This window comes from Polynucleobacter sp. Adler-ghost (assembly GCF_018688495.1).
Classification (GTDB): domain Bacteria; phylum Pseudomonadota; class Gammaproteobacteria; order Burkholderiales; family Burkholderiaceae; genus Polynucleobacter.
This window is the reverse complement of sequence record NZ_CP061320.1, coordinates 909843-929979: the sequence shown is the minus strand read 5'-3', so window position 1 is coordinate 929979 and position 20137 is coordinate 909843. Positions and strand designations below refer to the sequence as shown.

Here is a 20137-nt window from a genome sequence, read left to right as displayed (position 1 = left end):
CATGACTAATTCATCCAACAAAACGCCAGTAACTAGTTTGTGCACCCATACTCTTACCAGTCTGCACTATCGCGATGCAGACCTTGTCGAAGACTTGATGGGTAAAAAAACATTTACCGAAGTGATGTTGATGCAAATCTTAGGAAGAACTCCACGACCTGTAGATATCCGAATCACTGACGTTGTACTCATTGTTCTCATGGAACATGGCCTCACACCCAGTGCAATTGCGACGCGATTGATTTACATGAGCGCACCAGAAAATCTTCAAGGAGCCGTATCAGCTGGCTTGCTGGCTGTCGGGAGCTCTTTCATTGGCACCATGGAAAATTGCTCTGGCTTATTAGATCGAATTACAGCGGCAAGTAACCCTGAAGCTGAAGCACTGGAGATAGCGCAACATTACAAGTCTATTAAGGCAGCAGTTCCAGGATTTGGGCATCATCTCCATAAACCTGTAGACCCACGTGCCTATAAATTATTGGAAATGGGTCGGGCTGAACCAGATCTCCACGGTAATAAGATCCGCGCACTGGAAATCCTATCGAAAGCAGTCGACACAGTGGCAGGTCGTCCAATTACGATCAATGCAACTGGTGCGGTAGCTGCATTGCTTGGTGAGATTGGCATTCCTACTGCAGTCATGCGTGGCTTTGCAGTCATTTCGCGCTCAGCTGGTTTGGTGGCACATATCGTTGAAGAACAACAAAGTCCCTCTGGTCGTTTTATTTGGGATACCGTTGAACATGCCATTCCCTTCGTGGATGGTGCCAATAAGATTGGCTAGAAATGGACTCTCAAAATCAAGTAGCAAAAGAGTATGTATTGATTACCGGCGCTAGCCGTGGCATCGGACGAGCAATTGCTAAGCGCTTGATTGCCGATGGTATGCATGTCATTAACTTTGACAAGATAGCCCCTAAAGAAAGCTTTGCTCATGAGAACTTCTATGAGGTTGATGTATCAAATGAAACAGTATTACGGAGCGCTCTGATAGAGGCGACATTGAAGCACCCAATCACCCGCTTAGTAAATAATGCAGGCATTGTGCGCCCCGCCACAATTGAACAAACAAGCACTGAAGATTTTTATGCAGTGATGAATGTGAATGTCGCAGCAGCCATTATTTGCGTACAGGGACTCCTCCCTGCCATGAAGGCCGCTCATTTTGGGCGTATTGTGAATATCTCTAGTCGTGCCGCCTTGGGTAAAGAAGAGCGCATTGCATATGCCACTTCTAAGGCAGGCTTGCTGGGGTTGACGCGCACATTGGCTTTAGAGCTTGCGGCTGATGGTATTACCGTGAATGCCATTGGACCCGGCCCCATTGCCACAGAGCTCTTTCAGAGTGCAAACCCTCCGAGTGCACCTGCTACGCAACGCATTTTAGACAGCGTACCCTTGGGTCGCATTGGCCAACCAGAGGAAGTGGCGCATATTGCTGCCTCACTACTAGATCAACGCGCCGGATTTACTACTGGCCAAGTAGTATATGTTTGTGGTGGCATGACTGTAGGACTACACCAATAAATGAGCTCAATTACACATCCTGCCGGCTTACCACTTGACCTCACCGGTCGCATCATTTTTGTCTCTGGCGGCGGTTCAGCCGGACCGGGCTGGAGTATTGGTAGAGCATCTTGTGTCACCTACGCCAGACTGGGCGCCAAAGTCTGCGTAGTTGATCGAGATGCAGTCTCCGCAGAAGAAACCACCAAGATCATTCTGCAAGAAGGTGGTACTGCTCAGACTTTTGTCGGCGATGTTTCTGAAGAAGATCAGGTGAAGCGACTCTTTAGTGAAGCTCGCAATCAATTTGGACCTATTGATGTTTTGCATCACAACGTAGGTATTGGAAAAGTTGGCGGGCCCATGGAAACGAGCGCCGAAGATTTTGATCGCATTCATAAGGTGAATGTTCGTAGCCTCTTACTGGCAGCCCAAGAGGTCTTGCCTGAGATGACATCCCGAGGCACGGGAAATATTATCGCGATCTCATCGGTAGCGGGTATGCGCTATTTGGGCTACCCGCATCTGGCTTATAGCGTTACCAAGGCAGCGAATACCCAATTTATTCGGATGATTGCTCAACAGTACGCCAGTCAAGGCATTCGCGCCAACACAGTGGTGCCTGGTTTAATTGATACCCCACGCATTGCCAATACCGTAGCCAAGATGTTCTCTGAAAATAGTCTGGATGAGGCTCGTGCTGCGAGGGATAAGCAGGTGCCTATGGGTCGATCAGGAACAGCATGGGATGTGGCTCATGCCTGCGCCTTCCTAGTATCGGATGCAGCTGCCTACATCACGGGCACTGAGCTGGTTGTAGATGGCGGCCTTACCGGTAGATACACCCAGCAAAACTAAGGGTAGGCACCCATTTTCCAGTTAAGCCATATTAAGATATTTTTAAGCTTCTTCCAAATCAAAGGGACTCCAATGAACCGCCTCCTACAATTAGGACTCCTCACCTGTTTCTACCTGTTTTGCGGCTCGGCCACTGCTTATCCAAATAAACCCATCACCATCATTGTTCCCCAAGCACCTGGCGGCACAAATGATATTGTGGGTCGAGTAGTTGCGCAGCGACTAGGAGAGCAAATCAAATCCTCTGTGATTGTCGAGAATAAGCCAGGTGCTGGCGGTAATATTGGCACTCAGTTTGTTGCCAATGCCCCAAAGGATGGTCACACGCTTTTAATGACCATTAGTAGCGCCCAAGCAATTAATCCTGCCCTCTATAAAAATCCAGGTTTCGATCCAGTCAATGACTTTATTCCTCTAGCCATGGTCGGTTCAGTTCCGAATGTTCTAGTAGTGAATGCTAATTTTCCAGCTAAGAATCTAGATGATTTTTTAAAGCTGGTTAAATCAAAACCCCCGGAGACTTACCAATTTGCATCAGCTGGCAATGGAACGCTAAATCACCTCTTAGGTGAAATGCTCAATCAAAGCTACGGGATAACTTTGCAACATATCCCCTATAAAGGGGTTGCACCAGCACTCAATGATCTCTTGGGTGGGCAAATTCAAATTGCTTTTGCGAGCTTGCCATCTGTTTTGCAATACATCAATACTCAAAAATTAATTGCCCTTGGTGTGAGCTCTGCAAAGCGCTCACCCCTTCTGCCTGATGTCCCATCCATATCAGAAAAGATTCCAGGTTTCTCTGGAACACTTTGGATAGGTTTATTTGCCCCTAAAGGCACGCCGAAGGCCGTCATCAATCAATTACAAAAAGAGATGCAGTTAACCCTGACTAATCCCGAGTTGAGAGAAAAACTGCAGGCCACTGGGGTAGAGCTTGCGAACACGACTCCATCAGAATTTGCCAAACAGCTTCAAGAAGACATTACGCGCTGGGCGAAGATTGTTAAAGCATCGGGAGCTTCTCTTGACTAAACTCCATTAATGCAATGTCAGAGGTCAAAAAAATAGAGCCCCGTGGTTAGGGGCTCTTCTATAGCACTTGGCGGAGACGAGAGGATTCGAACCTCCGATCAGAGTTTTAGCCCCGATGCTCCCTTAGCAGGGGAGTGCCTTCGACCAGCTCGGCCACGTCTCCGTATTTCAAACTAATACAACGCCCCACAGTTTAACGGATAACCGCTTCCAAGGGGTTTCTTTTACTTATGATCAAGCTCAAACGCCTTATGCAAGGCGCGCACAGCTAGCTCCATGTATTTCTCGTCGATCACCACTGAAATCTTGATTTCGCTAGTAGAAATCATGAGGATATTAATGCCCTCTTCCGACAATGTGCGGAACATTTTGCTAGCAACACCTACATGAGAGCGCATGCCGACACCAACTACAGATACTTTAGAGACCTTGGGATCGCCATTAATTTCTTTTGCTTCAATATGGGCTTGCACATTCTTCTTGAGCAAGTCCAATGCTTTTTGATAATCAGCGCGCGGAACTGTAAAAGTAAAGTCTGTCTTACCTTCAAATGATTGATTCTGAATAATCATGTCCACATCAATATTGGCATCTGCAATCGGACCCAAGATTTGATAGGCGATACCTGGGCGATCAGGAACCCCCAGAACGGTAATTTTTGCTTCATCACGCGCAAAGGCGATGCCGGAAATAACTGCGGCTTCCATAGTGCTGTCCTCTTCAAATGTAATCAAGGTGCCCGACTTCATCTCTTGGTCTAAGGGCATCAGTGGATCTGTCAGCGATGACAGAACACGGGTTTTAACTTTGTACTTACCGGCAAACTCAACTGAACGAATTTGCAATACCTTTGATCCTAGACTTGCCATCTCTAGCATCTCTTCAAAGGTAATCTTATCCAAGCGACGCGCATCTTCACAAACACGCGGATCAGTCGTATAGACACCATCCACATCGGTGTAGATCAAGCACTCATCAGCTTTAAGCGCTGCAGCCATTGCAACAGCCGATGTATCAGAGCCGCCACGGCCTAAGGTAGTGATATTGCCATTAGGGTCAACCCCCTGAAAACCAGTGACTACTACGGCACGCCCTGCATTGAGATCAGCAAGGATTTTTTTGTCATCAATACTCTTGATGCGTGCCTTAGTAAATGAGGAGTCAGTATGGACAGTTACCTGCCAACCGGCATAGCTCACTGCATCAACACCTTCACGCAGCAATGCTAAGGCCAATAAGCCAGAGCTAACTTGCTCACCCGTGGAGGCAATTTGATCGAGTTCGCGAGGATTTGCATCAGGATTAATGTCTTTTGCTAAGCCAAGCAAACGATTGGTTTCGCCGGACATCGCTGAAGGCACCACAACCACCTGGTGACCTGCACGCATCCACTTAGCAACGCGTTTAGCGACATTTTGAATGCGCTCAACCGAGCCCATTGAGGTGCCACCATACTTATGAACGATAAGAGCCATAAAAACCGTTGTATTGTCTATTTACAGGGAATTACATTCCCTAGGGTCTAAAAGGGGCTTATTTTACAGGGTTTTATGCTTTGCTATGGCTTCTCAAGCCATACAGGGAGCACTCGCTTGCCAATCGAGACCAGATGCGGGTAGCTCGCCCCTACCCCAGCAATGGCTACGAGCTGGTCGTTGATATACAGAAGCGGGGCCTGTCGCTCCCAAGGTGGCGTATCTGATTCCTGAAAGAGGTTCTTGAGCGTTTTGCGCGGGGTATTAGGCTTGACTTGAAGCTTTTCTGCACCCTGGCGCAGTCTTTCCTCAATCAAGCCTTGCTCTTGAGCTGTATTGACCCAATCAGCAGACAGGCCAAGTAACTTGCTTCGTGCTGGCACATTTTGGAAAACCCACCGCCCTGCCAAGGATTGAGTGACCCGCAAGTCTCCGCGCCATAAATAAATATTTGCCTCATCATGCTGCCACTCCAAGCTGGAGTCGGCTTTTACAAGCTTCAGGTCTCTCCACCAAGACTCAAGACGTTCCTGAGATGGCATTGCTAGATCATTTAACTTCAACCAATAGCGCATCACATTATTCGCCGCTGGTTGATCTGTCTTTGCAAAGGCTAAGAGAGGCGCTAGCTTGAGCTTGTTACCCTGAAAAATACCTTTCCCATCTTGCTTAGCTAGACGATCGAGTAACACTTGGGATTGAGCTAGTAAAGCAGCACTGCGAGCTAGGTTGGCAATTGCACCAGGCTGAATTTTCTCTAACTTTGGAATGATTTCTTTACGAATAGCATTGCGACGATAGCGCGTGTTTTGATTGCTAGGATCTTCTACCCATCGAAGTTTATGTTCCTTAGCGTAGGCTTCTAACTCTGCTCTGCTTTGATTGAGCAATGGGCGCCAAAGAGTAATTGGATTGCCTTGGTTTACGTTGGTGCGATGGAGAGGCATGCCAGAGAGACCAGCCACCCCAGAGCCACGTAGGAGTTGCAAGAGCACAGTTTCAGCTTGGTCGTTTTGATGGTGCGCAAGCAACAAATCTTCGACACCATGTTCGATACATAAATCAGTCAAAGCATCGTAGCGCTCCGCCCTCGCTCGAGCTTCAATATTGCCCTGAGCTGAATTAGCAAAATGCAGTAGACGGAAATCAAAATGCACCTGGTATTTTTTGGCTAGACGCTCACAAAACTCCAACCATTGATCAGCAGACTTTTGCAATCCATGATGGATATGAAATACCCAAATCTCAGTTGGGTCATGAGAATTAGCTTTGACTGCTTTACAAACAGTATCGAGCAACACAACAGAATCAAGCCCACCGCTTAAGGCAAGCCCAATACGTTTGGCTGCTGGTGAAGCCGCCTTAAGACTTGACTTCGATTTCCTTGAACTTGCCATAGCTCATCAAGCGTTCATGGCGACGCTCTAGAAGCGCATCCACCTTCATCCCATCAAAAGTCTTTAGTGAATCAGCCAAAGCTTTACGCATATTATTCATCATCGTGTCGTAATCACGATGTGCGCCACCAATAGGCTCAGGGACAATCTTATCGATTAAGCCAATCGCTTTTAAACGTTGTGCGGTCAAGCCCAATTGCTCAGCAGCTTCAGGTGCCTTATCTGCAGTCTTCCATAGAATGGATGCACAGCCTTCTGGTGAAATTACTGAATAAGTAGAGTTTTGCAACATCAACACTACATCACCCATCGCAATCGCTAGTGCGCCACCGGAACCACCCTCACCAATAATGGTGGCGATGATCGGTACTTCTAGTTCGGCTTGAACATAAAGATTATGGCCAATCGCTTCAGACTGGTTACGCTCTTCTGCATCAATCCCAGGAAAGGCACCTGGCGTATCGACAAACGTAAATACCGGTAATTTAAATTTTTCTGCCAAGCGCATGACGCGCTTTGCTTTTCGGTAACCCTCAGGGCGACTCATACCAAAGTTTCTTAAAGCACGCTCTTTGGTATCGCGGCCTTTTTGGTGGCCAATGACCATACAAGGCTGATCCTGAAAACGAGCTAAGCCAGTAATAATGGATTGATCGTCTGCAAAATTACGATCACCATGGAGTTCATGAAAATCGGTAAACAATGCACTGACGTAATCTAATGTGTAAGGACGCTGAGGATGACGCGCCACTTGGGAAACTTGCCATGGACTTAAATTGGCATAGACATCTTTAGTTAGTTGCTGACTTTTTTCAGTCAGCGTTTTGATCTCATCAGAAATATCTACTGATGATTCATCTTGCACAAATTGGAGCTCTTCAATCTTTGACTCTAATTCAGCGATTGACTGCTCAAAATCCAGGAAAGTCGTTTTCATAGTTCGATTTTAATATTCAACGGGCTTGGGGTCGATACTTCTCCACATATACCAAGTGGCTACCGTGCGCCATGGGACCCAATTTGCAGCTACTTCACGGGCTTCATGCCTGCTCACAGGCTCTCCACTGAAGTAATTGAGGGAAATGGCCTTAATCAGCCCAGCATCGTCTAAGGGGAGAATATTAGGTCTAATCATATTGAAAATCAGGAACATTTCCGCTGTCCAGCGACCAATTCCCCGAATCCCGCACAATTCTTTGATGATGACCTCATCTTCCATGCCTTTCCACTGATTTGCATGTAAACGGCCAGAATCAAAGTGTTCAGCCAAATCACGGATGTACTCCACCTTACGGCCCGATAATCCCGCTGCACGCAAATCCTCAATACTTAAGGCAAGAATATTTTTAGGGTTTACCTTATTTTTAGATGCGAGTAAAACTTTAGTCCAGACAGATTGAGCTGCAGCAACCGAAATTTGCTGGCCAACGATAGCTCTAGCTAGCGTAGTAAATGCATCACCACGTGTTTGCAAAAAACCTGAGCCATATTTTGGAATCAGTTTTTTTAAAATACGATCATGCTTCATCAACTCAGTACAAGCTTGCTCCCAATAATCGGGGGCAACTTCTTCAATGATGACTTGCTGTGCAACTTTACTCAAAATAGATATTCTTCAATTAGCTTTTGCGCCATTCGGTAATTCCACCGGGCTTATCTTCCAATACTACGCCCTGATCTAATAAAGTCTTGCGAATTAAATCAGCTTGAGCAAAATCTTTAGCCAGTTTTGCAGCCACTCGTGCCGCAATCCGCTCTTCAATAGCAGCGGCAGATAAGCTAGCATCGCCACCACGGGATCCTTCTTGCAAAAATATGATTGGGTCACGTTGCAAGAAATTCAGAGCTCCAGCCAAGCTTTTGAGAATGCTAGCTAACTGTACCTTCTCTTCACCCTGAGTACGGTTCACTTCACTAGCTAAATCAAACAGAACTGCTATCGCCTCAGGTGTATTAAAGTCATCATTCATCGCATCAGTAAAGCGCTGAGACCATGATGAATGGGTATCTACAGGCTTATCGCTTGTTGTCACTTGCGCTAAAGCCGTGTACAGACGAACCAGTCCAGCGCGCGCCTCTTCAAGCTGTGCATCACTATAGTTAATTGGGCTACGATAGTGGGCACGTAGCATGAAGAAACGCAGGACCTCAGGGTCAAAGCGCTTCAAGACATCACGAATGAGGAAAAAATTACCCAATGACTTGGACATCTTTTCTTCATTTACCCGAATATGCCCGTTATGCATCCAGTAATTGACAAAAGGCTCATCGCTAGCCTGGTGATCTTGACCGTATAGAGCCCCCTCGCTTTGGGCAATCTCATTCTCATGGTGTGGAAACTGCAAATCAGCTCCACCACCGTGGATATCAAAATGCTCACCTAATAAGTCGCATGACATCGCAGAACATTCAATATGCCATCCAGGGCGACCTTCACCCCAGGGAGATTTCCAACGGGTATCCGCAGGTTCTTCCGGTTTAGCGCTTTTCCATAGAACAAAATCCAATGGATCTCTTTTGCCACCACCAACAGCAACGCGCTCACCGGCATTTAATTCATCCAAAGATTTACCAGAAAGACGACCATATTCTGGGAACAATCGAACGGCGAAATTGACATCACCATCCTCACCTTGATAGGCCAATTCTTTTTCAATCAAGCGACCAATGATGCCCTGCATTTGCACGATGTAATCGGTTGCGCGAGGCTCATGGTCGGGGTGCATTAAGCCCAATTCATTTGAGTCGGCATGCATGGCATCGATAAAACGCTGCGTTAGCAGGGAAATGGGCTCACCATTCTCAATCGCACGATTAATAATCTTATCGTCGATATCGGTAATATTGCGGACGTACACAACCTCATAGCCACTGGCACGTAACCAGCGCACCACCATATCAAACACAATCATCACTCGGGCGTGACCAATGTGGCAAAAGTCATAAACCGTCATTCCGCAGACATACAGCTTCACCTTGCCTGGTTCAATGGGTTTAAAGGCCTGCTTGGAACGACTGAGAGTGTTATAGATTTGCAGCATAGAGGCTATAAAGGGTGGGCAAGTAGCGCCAATTTGTTAGACTGAGCGCTGAGTATATCGAATGAGCCCGTTTTTCACCCCACACCCTATGTCAGCTAACCATTTTTCACTACGTCCAGCCCAGCTGGGTGGCTTGTGCGCCATTTTTGCCATTTTGTCACTCACGGGCTGCAGCACCCCTGGACAACAGTTAGCAGAGGCTGAAATTAAGGCGTTAAATAGCGCCCCCGCTAGTGCTCAAGGCACCCAAGCACCCTATCTGGGATCTTATGGCCCCAATGACCCTCCAAGACTTGCTGGCAACGACGCTGGATACGATCAATTTAACGCTGAGCTGTCAGACTCTGTCGCTGTGCCGTTTTTATCCTTTTTAATTATTGAGCCCGATCCCGTCACTAAAAATGGGGTACCGTCCGATATTGAAAAGTTAGTCAAAGCCAAAAAATATCCTGAAGCCATCGAAAGTATTAATAAGCAACTAAAGAAAACGCCGGGTAATGTGCAGTTACGTTACGTCAAAGCACGTATGCAGATAGAAATGCGTCAGTGGGTAGAGGCTAAAAAGACCCTAATTGAGATTACCCAGCAATTTCCGGAACTACCTGAGCCCTATAACAACTTAGCCGCGCTAGCCGCAAATCAAGGTAGCTGGATCGAGGCAAGAGATTATTTAGAGCTCGCCTTGAAATTACGTCCGAGCTATACAGTTGCCTCTGCTAACTTGGGTGAGGTCTATATTCGCCTTGCTACGCAAGCCTATGACAATGCCGCAAAGGATGCAGTCTTAAATCAGCGTCAATACACCAATCGTGCAAAAGCATTGATGGAGATACTGAAACCACCAAAAAAGGTGGTTGAACCCATGGCACCCGTCTCAAAATAATTTTTTAGTATTTTTATCCTCCAACACAGAGAAAGTGAATTCATCATGACTAAGGTTCTGCTTAAGACAAATAAGGGCGACATCACCCTCACACTGGATGCTGCTAAAGCGCCAAAGACTGTTGCTAATTTTGTGCAGTACGTCAAAAGTGGTCACTACGATGGCACAATTTTCCATCGCGTGATTGATAATTTTATGATTCAAGGTGGTGGCATGACTACTGGCTTAAAAGAAAAATCGTCTGGCGCCCAAATTGAGAATGAGGCAAACAACGGCCTCAAGAACGAACGTGGCACAGTAGCTATGGCTCGCACTAGCGACCCACACTCTGCTACTGCGCAATTTTTCATTAACGTCAACGACAATGATTTCTTAAACCATACCGCCCCTAATGCTCAAGGTTGGGGTTACGCTGTTTTTGGCAAAGTCACCGATGGTCTTGATGTGGTTGACGCTATTCGTAAAGTTAAAACTGGTAATTCCGGCTTTCATCAAGATGTTCCTGCAGAAGACGTCCTCATTGAAAAGGCCAGTGTTCTCGAGGAATGATTCCGCAATTCGCGAGCGCACTGCTCATTTCTGATTTACATCTCACGCCGTCAATGCCCTTGACGGCACAACGCTTCTTTGATTTTTGTGAAAAAGATGCCCCTAAAGTAGAAGCGGTATTGATCTTGGGCGATCTATTTGAGTATTGGGTTGGGGATGATGCCGCGCTACATTCACCTTTTCAACAAGAGGTAAAAAATGCGCTTGCAACGCTGTCAACTAAAGTAAAAACCTATTACCTTCACGGTAATCGTGACTTTTTAGTTGGCAAGCATTTTTTAAGTAAAACCGGCATGACCCTAATGTCTGATCCCAGCAAGATCAGTATTGCTGGATCTGAATATGTTCTCTGTCACGGTGACTCTCTTTGCACGGCAGATATTGGCTATCAAGTTTTCCGTAGCTGGGTTCGCAAACCTTGGATCCAAAAAGTATTCTTGAAAATGCCTTTGAACTGGCGTCGCTCTATTGCCAATCATCTACGCAGTAATAGCAGTGTGCAATATCAACAGTCAATGAAATCTTCAGTTGAAGGTGCGCAAGCCAAAACAAATGTCACCTTGGCTGCCTGCGCAGCAGTTCTCAGAGATCAAGCCGGGAATCAATTGATACATGGTCACACCCATCTCCCTAAGCACCATCAAGAGCATCTACAAGATCAAGAATGGCAACGCTGGGTCTTATCAGACTGGGATTTAGATCACCCGGAGAGTGGGCGACCGCGTGCAAGCGCCCTATTGATTAATCAAGACGGTGTACGTTACATCGATCTGATCAAGACTTAATACTGCCGCCTCATTAGCAGGTGGAATATTTAGATAAGCACTGCACCATCTGAGCAAAAATGCGTGGGTTCGCGCACATCACTTCACCGCTTTGCAGGAAGCCTTCTTCACCGCGGTAGTTACCAACAAGTCCGCCAGACTCAGTAATCAGTAAAGCTCCTGCAGCCATATCCCATGGCTTGAGATCGCTCTCAAAAAACCCATCATAACGACCAGCAGCTACATAGGCTAAGTCAAGAGATGCGGCTCCAGGACGACGCAGGCCGGCACATTGGCGCGACATATCTGCGAAGATTTTTAAATACTTTTCCAGATCTTGATCCTCACGATAAGGAAAGCCTGTGCCCAATAAGGAATTAGCCAAACGATCTTGCGTGGCAACACGTAAACGCCGACGGTCTAAATAAGCACCAGCACCACGCGTAGCAGTGAATAACTCATCACGAGTCGGGTCATACACTACGGCCTGTTGGGTTGCCCCATTTACAGACAATGCAATAGAGACTGCATATTGCGGGAAACCGTGAATGAAGTTAGTTGTCCCATCCAGCGGATCGATGATCCAAACATTTTCAGCGTCCGTGTTTTGGGCACCAGTTTCTTCGGCTAAGAATCCATGCGAAGGATAGGCTTCGCTGAGCGTTTCGATAATGGCTGCTTCAGCCTGTCTGTCCACCTCAGTTACGAAATCATTATGTTGTTTGCGGTCAACCTGAAGTCGCTCTAAATTGAGAGAGGCTCTATTAATCACGGTTCCGGCACGACGGGCAGCCTTAACGGCCACATTTAACATGGGATGCATAGTATTGATGGACAAATTAAATAAGAACAAGCTCACCGGATTGCAAACTGCGGGACAATAAGGAGCTAACACACTGATTCTAAACGATTGCTATATCTAACTCCCAAGCCACTAGAGAACTCCTGTTGATATGAAGGCCTCACAAGCACAGTTACTACGCTGGGTTTTAGTTGAAACCAGCCACCCCGGAAACGTGGGGTCGGCTGCTCGCGCACTGAAAACCATGGGCTTTAGTGATCTGCACCTGATTTCACCGAAAATTGCAGGGGTTGCCCAGACGCCTGAGGCTATTGCTCTAGCCAGTGGCGCAGTCGATATCTTGGAATCTAGTCAAGAGACTTCATCCTTGGAATCAGCCGTTCAAGGCTGCACTCTTGTCTTGGGGCTCACCAGTCGTGATCGTGAATTTGGGCCGCCAGCATTAAATTGGCAAGATGCTCGCCCATTGGTTCAGGCGGCTATCGCGGGTCATCAGCGAGTCGCCCTTCTCTTTGGGCCAGAGCGCACAGGACTAGATAACCACCACCTCTCACTGTGTACTCACCGCGTATGGCTTGATGCGAACCCACTCTACCCCTCCCTAAACTTAGCCCAAGCGATCATGGTTTGTGCCTTTACCCTCAGAGAATCCCTCGGAGAGGATTTGGGACTTTTGTCATCAGACTACACTACTAAGGCGGTAGATTATGCGGATCCTGCAGCTGTAGCGGCCATGCTAGAGCACTGGCGCGAGGGCTTAGAGGCTATTGGCTACCTTGATCCCGCTAATCCCAAAAAGCTCATGCCCCGCTTACAAGCGCTATTTGCCAGAACGCGCCTCCATAAAGAAGAAATCGACCTACTCCGTGGCATTGCCAAACAGATGCTCTTGAAAAAATAGATTGGGCTTTACCCGTTAAAATCCAAATATGCTTAATTCGCTTTTCGACCAAGTCGACTCCATCATTGCTCGTGACCCTGCTGCAAGAAATCGCTTAGAGGTCATTACCTGCTATCCAGGCTTACATGCTGTTTGGATACATCGGATATCTCATGGTCTATGGAACTTGGGTTTGAAGTGGATAGCCCGCTTGCTATCGCTGCTAGCCCGCTTCATTACCGGTATTGAAATTCATCCTGGAGCCAAGATCGGTCGCAGGGTATTTTTAGATCATGGTCTTGGCATTGTGATTGGAGAGACTACTGAAATTGGTGATGACTGCACCATCTATCAAGGCGTTACCTTAGGCGGGACCTCTCTATATAAAGGTGTAAAGCGTCACCCCACACTAGGCAAAGGCGTAGTCATCAGTGCAGGAGCTAAGGTTCTTGGGGGCTTTACCGTAGGTGATGGCGCTCGTGTTGGATCTAATGCTGTAGTGCTAAAAGAAATCCCAGCGGGAGCAACTGCCGTCGGAATTCCTGCTCGTATATTGCATCCTGATTTACCCCAAGCTAGCTCTCCAGATAGCAAGGCTAAAGAATATTTCTCAGCCTATGGGGTAACACCAAACGTAGATGATCCAGTTTCTATGGCATTAAAAGGTTTAATTGATGCCACTCTAGAACAAGAAGCTAAGATCGCTGCACTTGAAAAAGCGCTAGCCAAATTGAGCAATATGCCGTCATCACATGCGGATGAATCCAGTGATACCAAGCGTGATCTTGGAGTCCTAAAAGAGTGGCTTAAGGAGTAATCCCTAGTCTTAATGCAGAGTTGGTGATGAGCTGCCAGGATGAGAGATTTCATTAGAAGCGTCATCCTCGCCATCATCTAAATCATCCGGCATCCCAAATGCAAATGCTTCTGCACCGACAGGGTGTCGATTTTCAATCTCTTCATCTGTAGCGTTTCGGATATCCTCCACTTGAACCCAGAAGCGTAAAGCCATACCAGCAAGCGGATGATTCCCATCTAAGACGACTTGACTATCAGCCACATCCGTTACGGTGTAGATTAAGGGCTCCTCATCTTCATCACCGGGGTCTTCCCCCTCTTCATCAGGAACGCCCTCAAACTGCATGCCAACCTCCAAAGGTTCAGGAAAGCGTGCGCGCGGCTCAATCTTGAGTAATTCAGGGTCGTACTCTCCAAAGGCTTCGCTAGGTTCAAGCTGGATACTAGCTTCATAGCCGACATCCTGGCCATCCAATAAGGTTTCAATTTTGGGAAAAGTGCCCTCATATCCGCCATGCAGGTATACCATCGGAGAGTCTGGTTCCTCGATAATATTATTTTGCGCATCAGTTAATTTGTAGCGCAGGGATACAACGGTATTTTTTTCGATCTTCATGCGTAATTCATTCAACATTGTGTTTTAAACAGCTTCTTACTGATATGACAGCATTTTACTTGAGCAAGGCCTACGATCCACCACAGGCACCCCAAAACCTACCGCTAGATCGCCCATGGGCTCTTCTGGGAGGCAATAGCCCTCAACAGTTTATGAAATCCTATTGGCATAAGAAGCCACTGCTAGTGCGCGGCGCCATCCCCGCGTTTGTGCTTGCCAAAAAAATAGGCGAGCCCCTGGCTAGCGCGATTTCCCCTGAAGAGTTGTTCAAAATAGCAGGCGATGATGCAGTGGAGTCTAGATTAATTAAGGCAAAGCCTTGGACTTTTGCCCACGGCCCATTTAAAAAGAAATTGATTCCCTCCATCGATAAGGCGAATTGGACACTGCTACTCCAAGGCATGGAGGCAAAACATCCTGCAGCTGCAAAAGTACTATCTTGGTTTCGCTTTATTCCGGATGCGCGCTTAGATGATCTGATGATCAGCATCGCAGGACTAGGCGGCGGCGTTGGCCCCCACTTTGATTCTTATGATGTCTTTTTAATTCAGATGTCGGGACGTAGACGTTGGCGCATTTCTGAGCAAAAAGATTTAACCCTTAATCCAAACCTGCCCATGAAAATTCTGCAGGACTTTAGAGTGGGGCAGGAGTGGGATCTGGAACCAGGTGACATGCTTTATTTACCCCCACATGTTGCTCATGATGGCATTGCGTTGGATGCAGGCTGTCAAACTTGGTCAGTTGGCTTTAGATCGCAAAGCTATAAAGAAATCTTACAAGAGGGTCTATGGCGTTTAGCTGAATCACTAGAGGATATTCCTGAGCTAAATAAGCGCTTTGCAGACCCTAAGCAAGTAGCAACGCATTGTGCAGAACAGCTTCCAGCAGAAATCATTGCACAAGTAGAGCAAAAGTTGAAAGGCCTAAAACTTGATTGCGTAGACACGTTTCTCCCCGGCATCGCTGCCTATCTGAGCGAACCAAAGCCACAGGCCTACTTTGATGGAACGGGCAATGCACTCTCGCCAGAACAATTTAGACGCCAACTTTCCAAGCAAGTTTTACAAGCACACCCCTATACAAGGCTGCTCGCTTTAGGCTCAAGAATTTACTGCAATGGCGAGGAAATGACCCATGGTCAAACCGCCTCTGTACAAGCGGCCTGGCGCTCACTGGCAAGTAGCAAACAGTTCAAGGGCTCCTTGGGGAAAATTGGAATAAATGACAGCCTTTTTGATGCTTTTGAAGCCGGATGGCTGATTTTTGAAGGCTCAATTAGTAGATAGCTATAATGAATGCTGGAAAGTACTTAGGGTCTAACCCTGTACTTACCAAGTATTAATAACCGGTTATTAATGATATTTTTTAAGAGGAAATCACAAATGAAGAAGTCACTAGCACTCGTAGCAATGTTGGCAATCGCTTTGGCCGCTTGCGGTAAAAAAGAAGAAGCAAAACCTGTTGAAGCCGCTCCTGCTGCACCTGCTGCCGCTCCAGCTGCTGACGCTCCTGCTGCTGCACCTGCTGCTCCAGCCGCTCCTGCTGCACCTGCTGCTGACGCTAAGAAGTAATCTTCTTCTTGAAGAAAAAAAGCCGCTTATTAGCGGCTTTTTTATTAACAAATTTTTCTTAGCTTCAATACTATCTAGCCATTTGCTCTGTCAGTAATGTTAAGAGTTGCAATCCAGCTGCGGTATTTTCGGGCTTGCCATCTGCATTCTGAACATACACACTTGAAGAATTATCACCAGTCGATTTGACCACCACGAGGTATTTCTTAGCTTTCAAGCTAGAGTCATCCTTGCTGCTGAACAGGTTAGTGAAAAATCCTTTGGTGTCACCCAAATCCTTGGGATTGACATAGCGTACATAGTAAACACCGTTCGCGCGATTACGATCTTCAACGGTAAAGTTGGAGCGATCCAAGGCAAGCCCAGTATCACGCCATGCGCGATCGAAGCCGATAGCCATTTCAATATGAGCAGTATTCACACCCTCTTGAACCAACTTCGCCTTAGGCGTCTTTGGGCCTAATGGGGCTGCAACCTGAGCCTTGGCCATTTCTTGGGTCATGCCCAAACGCTCCATCAAGCGAGCCAAGAATACCGCCTCAAGTTCAGGATCATTGGGACGTGCAGTCCAGATAGTCGATATACAAGCGCCAGTACTGTCCGTTGTACATTTTTCAATTGCACCACGTTGAGTAATATAAATTTCCGTTTCACCAGGCTTGCTGACTTCAAGACGAGTCTTGTACTTATCACGCTCACCAGTGTCATAAATTGAATCTAGGGCACCACCAACAATATTGCGAATAAAGTCTTGCGCAATCTTAGCGCGATTCTCCGCCCAATCCGTTTCCATAATGCCGGTAGAGGGTGAATCAATCACCAAAAGAAAACCATTCTCTTGCCAGAAATCTTTAATTTGCGGATAGAGCTCTGGAGCTGGCTTTTCTACTATCAACCAACGACGCTCCCCATCACGAGCGATACGCATACCCGGAATACCAGTCATGACATTCTTGCGAGTCTGTACCGATTTTTTTACCGCTGCGTTGTACTCAGACATGGTGGCAGAACCATCCTGAACAATGTAACGACGATCAGCTTGGGCGGTAATGAGGTCTGGTGGATAAGATAAATTCGGTCCACGCACAGCACCAGAAGACTTGTAGTCGACAGTATCATTCGTTGTTATAGATTTACAGCCAAACAAAACAACACCTACTAAAGAGATCATTAGTAGAGTTGTACAGTGTTGGCGCAGGAGTTGCATCGAATTCATCATAGTAAGCCAGCCTGTTTCAATGCAGCCTTCAAAGGTTCGCGCAAGGCAACACTCAAAGGGGTTAAAGGTAATCGAATGCCTGAGGTCACTTTACCCATTTGATGCAGGGCCCATTTCACAGGAATTGGATTTGCCTCAGTAAACATAGCTTTATGAACAGCCAGTAATTGATATTGAATTGTGCGCGTCTTGACGACATCATCGGACATTGCAGCCTGACAAAGCTCATGCATCAAACGGGGTGCAATATTGGCCGTTACAGAAATATTACCCTTGCCACCCATGAGCATCAGCATTGCCGCGCTCAGATCGTCACCAGAAAATACAGAGAAATCTTGATGTCCGGCACGCTTTAGATCAGCTAGCAACAAAGTGCCGCGCTCAATACTTCCAGTGGCATCTTTAATGCCGATAATTCCTGGGACTCCTGCTAGGCGAACAGTGGTCTCACCAGCAAGATCAGCAACCGTTCTACCAGGAACGTTATATAAAATGACAGGCAAATCAACCGACTCCGCAATTTTTTTGAAGTGGGCATACATCCCCTCTTGAGTCGGCTTGTTGTAATAAGGAACCACTTGGAGGCTGGCATCAGCACCAACCGACTTAGCAAAGTGGGTTAACTCAATTGCCTCGGTAGTGGAATTGCCACCAGTACCAGCGATTACCGGGATACGCCCGGCAATATGATCTACGGTCACTTTAATCAGCTCACAGTGTTCTTCTACAGACACCGTCGGAGATTCCCCGCTAGTACCAACGATGACAATGCCATCAGAACCTTCGGCAACATGCCAATCTAGCAAGGAACGTAAAGCAGGGAAATCCAGGCTTCCGTCCTCGAACATCGGCGTCACAATGGCAGGCATACTGCCTGCGATAGGCTTTTTATTGGCTTTAGATTGTGTTGTATTAGTCACTGAATGTGTCTGAATTTTCTGAATGTTAACCAACAAATTGTAACGGAATGCACCCTTTTAAATGCCCTTTTACGGCACAAATCCGCTGAACCATAGCTGGTTTAGGTTGATCGAGGTAAATATCCTCATAGGCAATCACTTTCAGGCCTGAACGCTGTGCCAAAGCCAGTAATTCCCCTGGATTAAGCAGGAAATTGGGGTTTGAGGGTTTACCGAATACCGCATTCCCATCGGCAAAAGTCTCATAGATGAGGACGCCACCCTCGACCAGCATCTTGGGTAATTCCTCCAGAAATGGGCGATAAAGATAATTCGTCACCACAATGCCTGAAAACTGACGACCTAGTAAGGGCCAATCTGAGCCCTCCAAATCAAGCTTCTGGATTTGGACTGTAGCACTTTGCAGCAACTCAAGAGCAGAAATATCTTGGTCAACCGCCATCAGCTGATGGCCTAAGGAAGCCAGTAATGCAGTATGCCGACCGGAGCCGCAGGCTAGGTCAAGCACTACCCCATCTTTTGGTATCGCCGCAGCAAAACGTCGAACCCAAGGCGAGGCAGCTGCAATTGCGTCATGCTTTGCAGTCAAGTGGCGGCCTTAGTCGTACGCTAGGCCCATGGATTCTCGGACCTCACGCATTGTTTCTTGGGCAACTTTACGCGCTTTATCGGATCCATCTGCAATGATGGAGCGCAATAAGCTGGGATCATCCAGGTATTTCTGGGCACGCTCAAACATGGGCTGCTGCTCGGCAAGAATGGCATCAATCACGGGCTGCTTGCACTCTAAGCAGCCGATACCTGCAGATTGACATTCTTTTTGAACCCAAGTTTTGGTATCTTCATTCGAATATACGGTGTGAAGTTGCCACACAGGACAACGCGCAGGATCACCTGGATCCGTTCTGCGCACCCGAGCAGGATCAGTTGGCATGGTGCGGATTGAGCGAATTACCTCTTCAGGTTTTTCGCGAATGCTAATCGTGTTGCCATAAGACTTGGACATCTTCTGCCCATCAATACCCGGCATGCGGGATGCAGTCGTTAACAAAGCTTGTGGCTCAGGCAAAATAATTTTGCGAGCACCCTCTAAGAAACCAAATAATCTCTCGCGATCGGCCATCGACAGACTTTGCGCTTCTTGTAATAGCGCTTGAGCTTGCTCTAGAGCCTCTTCATCTCCCCGCTCCTGAAAAGCGACACGCAATTCAGCGTACATTTTGGCGCGCTTACTACCCAATTTCTTGACCGCCTCTAGTGCCTTCTCTTCAAAGCCAGGCTCGCGACCGTAGAGATAATTAAAACGACGCGCTACTTCACGGGTCATCTCTACGTGCGGTACTTGATCTTCACCTACCGGTACAAATTGAGCGCGGTACATCAAAATATCAGCGGCTTGCAGTAAGGGGTAGCCCAAGAAACCATAAGTCTGCAAATCTTTCTCTTTAAGTTTTTCGATTTGATCCTTATATGTTGGAACGCGTTCTAACCAACCCAAAGGAGTACCCATCGCCAGCAATAAAAAAAGTTCTGCGTGCTCAGGCACTTTGCTCTGAATGAATAAAGTCGCTTGGTTTGGATCAACGCCGCATGCTAACCAGTCAATCACCATATCCCATACTGATTTCTCGATCACATCCGGAGTTTCATAGTGGGTCGTTAAGGCATGCCAGTCTGCGACAAAAAAGTAGCAGGGATACTCAGATTGCAATCGAACCCAATTCTTTAAAACACCATGGTAATGGCCGAGGTGCAAGCTACCTGTTGGTCGCATGCCAGAGAGAACGCGTTCTGCAAACATCTTGATCTTTATTCTT

Annotated in this window: 22 protein-coding genes and 1 tRNA gene; 11 read left to right on the top strand and 12 right to left on the bottom strand. The window is 47.1% G+C overall.

What is annotated here, in order from left to right; all coding sequences use genetic code 11:
- The first annotated feature begins 1 nt into the window (after nucleotide 1).
- From ICV89_RS04895 to ICV89_RS04880, 4 genes are all read left to right on the top strand, one after another.
- On the top strand, nucleotides 2-787 hold the full coding sequence (locus ICV89_RS04895; protein WP_215310155.1) for a citryl-CoA lyase: 786 nt from the start codon (nucleotides 2-4) through the stop codon (nucleotides 785-787).
- Nucleotides 788-789: 2 nt separating this feature from the next.
- Nucleotides 790-1530, top strand: coding sequence for an SDR family NAD(P)-dependent oxidoreductase (locus tag ICV89_RS04890; protein ID WP_215310154.1), 741 nt, complete (start codon nucleotides 790-792; stop codon nucleotides 1528-1530).
- Nucleotides 1531-2367, top strand: coding sequence for an SDR family NAD(P)-dependent oxidoreductase (locus ICV89_RS04885; protein ID WP_215310153.1), 837 nt, complete (start codon nucleotides 1531-1533; stop codon nucleotides 2365-2367).
- A gap of 72 nt (nucleotides 2368-2439) precedes the next feature.
- Nucleotides 2440-3402 (top strand): tripartite tricarboxylate transporter substrate binding protein, encoded by a 963-nt coding sequence (locus tag ICV89_RS04880; protein WP_215310152.1) that lies wholly within the window; start codon nucleotides 2440-2442, stop codon nucleotides 3400-3402.
- 68 nt (nucleotides 3403-3470) lie between these two features.
- Here ICV89_RS04880 and ICV89_RS04875 read toward each other — a convergent pair.
- The 6 genes from ICV89_RS04875 to cysS form a co-directional block, all read right to left on the bottom strand.
- Nucleotides 3471-3565, bottom strand: a tRNA-Ser gene (locus tag ICV89_RS04875).
- A 61-nt stretch (nucleotides 3566-3626) separates the two neighbouring features.
- Nucleotides 3627-4877 carry an aspartate kinase gene (locus ICV89_RS04870; protein WP_215310151.1) on the bottom strand — a complete coding sequence of 417 codons (1251 nt, stop codon included), beginning with the start codon at nucleotides 4875-4877 and terminating at the stop codon, nucleotides 3627-3629.
- 83 nt (nucleotides 4878-4960) lie between these two features.
- Entirely contained in the window at nucleotides 4961-6274 is a 1314-nt protein-coding gene (gene tilS / locus ICV89_RS04865; protein ID WP_215310150.1) for a tRNA lysidine(34) synthetase TilS, read from the bottom strand.
- Nucleotides 6240-7211, bottom strand: coding sequence for an acetyl-CoA carboxylase carboxyltransferase subunit alpha (locus tag ICV89_RS04860; RefSeq protein ID WP_215310149.1), 972 nt, complete (start codon nucleotides 7209-7211; stop codon nucleotides 6240-6242). The genes tilS and ICV89_RS04860 overlap by 35 nt, the downstream gene beginning before the upstream one ends.
- Before the next feature lie 9 nt (nucleotides 7212-7220).
- The gene (locus ICV89_RS04855) at nucleotides 7221-7877 is read right to left on the bottom strand and encodes a DNA-3-methyladenine glycosylase (RefSeq protein ID WP_251370918.1); all 657 of its coding nucleotides are present in this window, start codon (nucleotides 7875-7877) and stop codon (nucleotides 7221-7223) included.
- A gap of 16 nt (nucleotides 7878-7893) precedes the next feature.
- Nucleotides 7894-9315 carry a cysteine--tRNA ligase gene (cysS, locus tag ICV89_RS04850; protein WP_215310148.1) on the bottom strand — a complete coding sequence of 474 codons (1422 nt, stop codon included), beginning with the start codon at nucleotides 9313-9315 and terminating at the stop codon, nucleotides 7894-7896.
- 88 nt (nucleotides 9316-9403) lie between these two features.
- Here cysS and ICV89_RS04845 point away from each other — a divergent pair, with 88 nt between their 5' ends.
- Genes ICV89_RS04845 through ICV89_RS04835 form a run of 3 tightly spaced genes read left to right on the top strand, consistent with a single transcriptional unit; the run spans nucleotide 9404 to nucleotide 11532 of the window.
- Nucleotides 9404-10198 (top strand): tetratricopeptide repeat protein, encoded by a 795-nt coding sequence (locus ICV89_RS04845; protein ID WP_251370917.1) that lies wholly within the window; start codon nucleotides 9404-9406, stop codon nucleotides 10196-10198.
- A gap of 45 nt (nucleotides 10199-10243) precedes the next feature.
- Entirely contained in the window at nucleotides 10244-10747 is a 504-nt protein-coding gene (locus ICV89_RS04840; protein WP_215310146.1) for a peptidylprolyl isomerase, read from the top strand.
- Nucleotides 10744-11532: a UDP-2,3-diacylglucosamine diphosphatase gene (locus ICV89_RS04835; RefSeq protein ID WP_215310145.1), complete on the top strand. Its 789-nt coding sequence runs from the start codon at nucleotides 10744-10746 to the stop codon at nucleotides 11530-11532. Before ICV89_RS04840 ends, ICV89_RS04835 begins: the two co-directional genes overlap by 4 nt.
- Nucleotides 11533-11545: 13 nt before the next feature.
- Here the strand turns inward: ICV89_RS04835 and ICV89_RS04830 are convergent, their stop codons facing one another.
- Complete coding sequence (locus ICV89_RS04830; RefSeq protein ID WP_215310144.1) at nucleotides 11546-12334, bottom strand: inositol monophosphatase family protein; 789 nt, start codon at nucleotides 12332-12334, stop codon at nucleotides 11546-11548.
- A 130-nt stretch (nucleotides 12335-12464) separates the two neighbouring features.
- Between ICV89_RS04830 and ICV89_RS04825 the strand changes: the two genes are divergently transcribed.
- Nucleotides 12465-13214, top strand: a complete 750-nt coding sequence (locus ICV89_RS04825; RefSeq protein WP_215310143.1) for an RNA methyltransferase — start codon at nucleotides 12465-12467, stop codon at nucleotides 13212-13214.
- A gap of 28 nt (nucleotides 13215-13242) precedes the next feature.
- Nucleotides 13243-14010 (top strand): serine O-acetyltransferase, encoded by a 768-nt coding sequence (gene cysE, locus ICV89_RS04820; protein ID WP_215310142.1) that lies wholly within the window; start codon nucleotides 13243-13245, stop codon nucleotides 14008-14010.
- A gap of 9 nt (nucleotides 14011-14019) precedes the next feature.
- Here cysE and ICV89_RS04815 read toward each other — a convergent pair whose 3' ends face one another.
- Nucleotides 14020-14607, bottom strand: a complete 588-nt coding sequence (locus ICV89_RS04815) for a peptidylprolyl isomerase (protein ID WP_215310141.1) — start codon at nucleotides 14605-14607, stop codon at nucleotides 14020-14022.
- 44 nt (nucleotides 14608-14651) lie between these two features.
- Between ICV89_RS04815 and ICV89_RS04810 the strand changes: the two genes are divergently transcribed.
- Together ICV89_RS04810 and ICV89_RS04805 are read left to right on the top strand one after the other, a co-directional pair.
- A complete protein-coding gene (locus ICV89_RS04810; protein ID WP_215310140.1) occupies nucleotides 14652-15896 on the top strand; it encodes a cupin domain-containing protein in 1245 nt (414 codons plus the stop codon).
- Nucleotides 15897-15992: 96 nt separating this feature from the next.
- Complete coding sequence (locus ICV89_RS04805) at nucleotides 15993-16181, top strand: hypothetical protein (protein ID WP_215310139.1); 189 nt, start codon at nucleotides 15993-15995, stop codon at nucleotides 16179-16181.
- A 70-nt stretch (nucleotides 16182-16251) separates the two neighbouring features.
- On the opposite strand, the gene bamC is transcribed toward ICV89_RS04805, so the two are convergent.
- From bamC to ICV89_RS04785, 4 genes are all read right to left on the bottom strand, one after another.
- Nucleotides 16252-17352 carry an outer membrane protein assembly factor BamC gene (bamC, locus tag ICV89_RS04800; protein WP_251370916.1) on the bottom strand — a complete coding sequence of 367 codons (1101 nt, stop codon included), beginning with the start codon at nucleotides 17350-17352 and terminating at the stop codon, nucleotides 16252-16254.
- A gap of 44 nt (nucleotides 17353-17396) precedes the next feature.
- On the bottom strand, nucleotides 17397-18269 hold the full coding sequence (dapA, locus tag ICV89_RS04795) for a 4-hydroxy-tetrahydrodipicolinate synthase (protein WP_215310323.1): 873 nt from the start codon (nucleotides 18267-18269) through the stop codon (nucleotides 17397-17399).
- A 76-nt stretch (nucleotides 18270-18345) separates the two neighbouring features.
- The gene (locus ICV89_RS04790) at nucleotides 18346-18909 is read right to left on the bottom strand and encodes a bifunctional 2-polyprenyl-6-hydroxyphenol methylase/3-demethylubiquinol 3-O-methyltransferase UbiG (RefSeq protein ID WP_251370915.1); all 564 of its coding nucleotides are present in this window, start codon (nucleotides 18907-18909) and stop codon (nucleotides 18346-18348) included.
- Between the two features lie 9 nt (nucleotides 18910-18918).
- Nucleotides 18919-20121, bottom strand: coding sequence for a tryptophan--tRNA ligase (locus tag ICV89_RS04785; RefSeq protein ID WP_046330106.1), 1203 nt, complete (start codon nucleotides 20119-20121; stop codon nucleotides 18919-18921).
- Between the last annotated feature and the right edge of the window lie 16 nt (nucleotides 20122-20137).

Excerpts from the sequence above, each read along its gene's own strand:
- ICV89_RS04805 (WP_215310139.1), top strand. The coding sequence starts at position 15,993 with ATGAAGAAGTCACTAGCACTCGTAGCAATGTTGGCAATCGCTTTGGCC.
- cysS (WP_215310148.1), bottom strand. The coding sequence starts at position 9,315 with ATGCTGCAAATCTATAACACTCTCAGTCGTTCCAAGCAGGCCTTTAAA.
- ICV89_RS04880 (WP_215310152.1), top strand. The coding sequence starts at position 2,440 with ATGAACCGCCTCCTACAATTAGGACTCCTCACCTGTTTCTACCTGTTT.
- ICV89_RS04885 (WP_215310153.1), top strand. The coding sequence starts at position 1,531 with ATGAGCTCAATTACACATCCTGCCGGCTTACCACTTGACCTCACCGGT.
- ICV89_RS04840 (WP_215310146.1), top strand. The coding sequence starts at position 10,244 with ATGACTAAGGTTCTGCTTAAGACAAATAAGGGCGACATCACCCTCACA.
- ICV89_RS04815 (WP_215310141.1), bottom strand. The coding sequence starts at position 14,607 with ATGAAGATCGAAAAAAATACCGTTGTATCCCTGCGCTACAAATTAACT.
- ICV89_RS04825 (WP_215310143.1), top strand. The coding sequence starts at position 12,465 with ATGAAGGCCTCACAAGCACAGTTACTACGCTGGGTTTTAGTTGAAACC.
- ICV89_RS04860 (WP_215310149.1), bottom strand. The coding sequence starts at position 7,211 with ATGAAAACGACTTTCCTGGATTTTGAGCAGTCAATCGCTGAATTAGAG.
- ICV89_RS04890 (WP_215310154.1), top strand. The coding sequence starts at position 790 with ATGGACTCTCAAAATCAAGTAGCAAAAGAGTATGTATTGATTACCGGC.
- ICV89_RS04830 (WP_215310144.1), bottom strand. The coding sequence starts at position 12,334 with ATGCATCCCATGTTAAATGTGGCCGTTAAGGCTGCCCGTCGTGCCGGA.
- tilS (WP_215310150.1), bottom strand. The coding sequence starts at position 6,274 with ATGGCAAGTTCAAGGAAATCGAAGTCAAGTCTTAAGGCGGCTTCACCA.
- dapA (WP_215310323.1), bottom strand. The coding sequence starts at position 18,269 with ATGCCTGCCATTGTGACGCCGATGTTCGAGGACGGAAGCCTGGATTTC.
- ICV89_RS04810 (WP_215310140.1), top strand. The coding sequence starts at position 14,652 with ATGACAGCATTTTACTTGAGCAAGGCCTACGATCCACCACAGGCACCC.
- ICV89_RS04870 (WP_215310151.1), bottom strand. The coding sequence starts at position 4,877 with ATGGCTCTTATCGTTCATAAGTATGGTGGCACCTCAATGGGCTCGGTT.
- cysE (WP_215310142.1), top strand. The coding sequence starts at position 13,243 with ATGCTTAATTCGCTTTTCGACCAAGTCGACTCCATCATTGCTCGTGAC.
- ICV89_RS04835 (WP_215310145.1), top strand. The coding sequence starts at position 10,744 with ATGATTCCGCAATTCGCGAGCGCACTGCTCATTTCTGATTTACATCTC.
- ICV89_RS04895 (WP_215310155.1), top strand. The coding sequence starts at position 2 with ATGACTAATTCATCCAACAAAACGCCAGTAACTAGTTTGTGCACCCAT.
- bamC (WP_251370916.1), bottom strand. The coding sequence starts at position 17,352 with ATGATCTCTTTAGTAGGTGTTGTTTTGTTTGGCTGTAAATCTATAACA.
- ICV89_RS04845 (WP_251370917.1), top strand. The coding sequence starts at position 9,404 with ATGTCAGCTAACCATTTTTCACTACGTCCAGCCCAGCTGGGTGGCTTG.
- ICV89_RS04785 (WP_046330106.1), bottom strand. The coding sequence starts at position 20,121 with ATGTTTGCAGAACGCGTTCTCTCTGGCATGCGACCAACAGGTAGCTTG.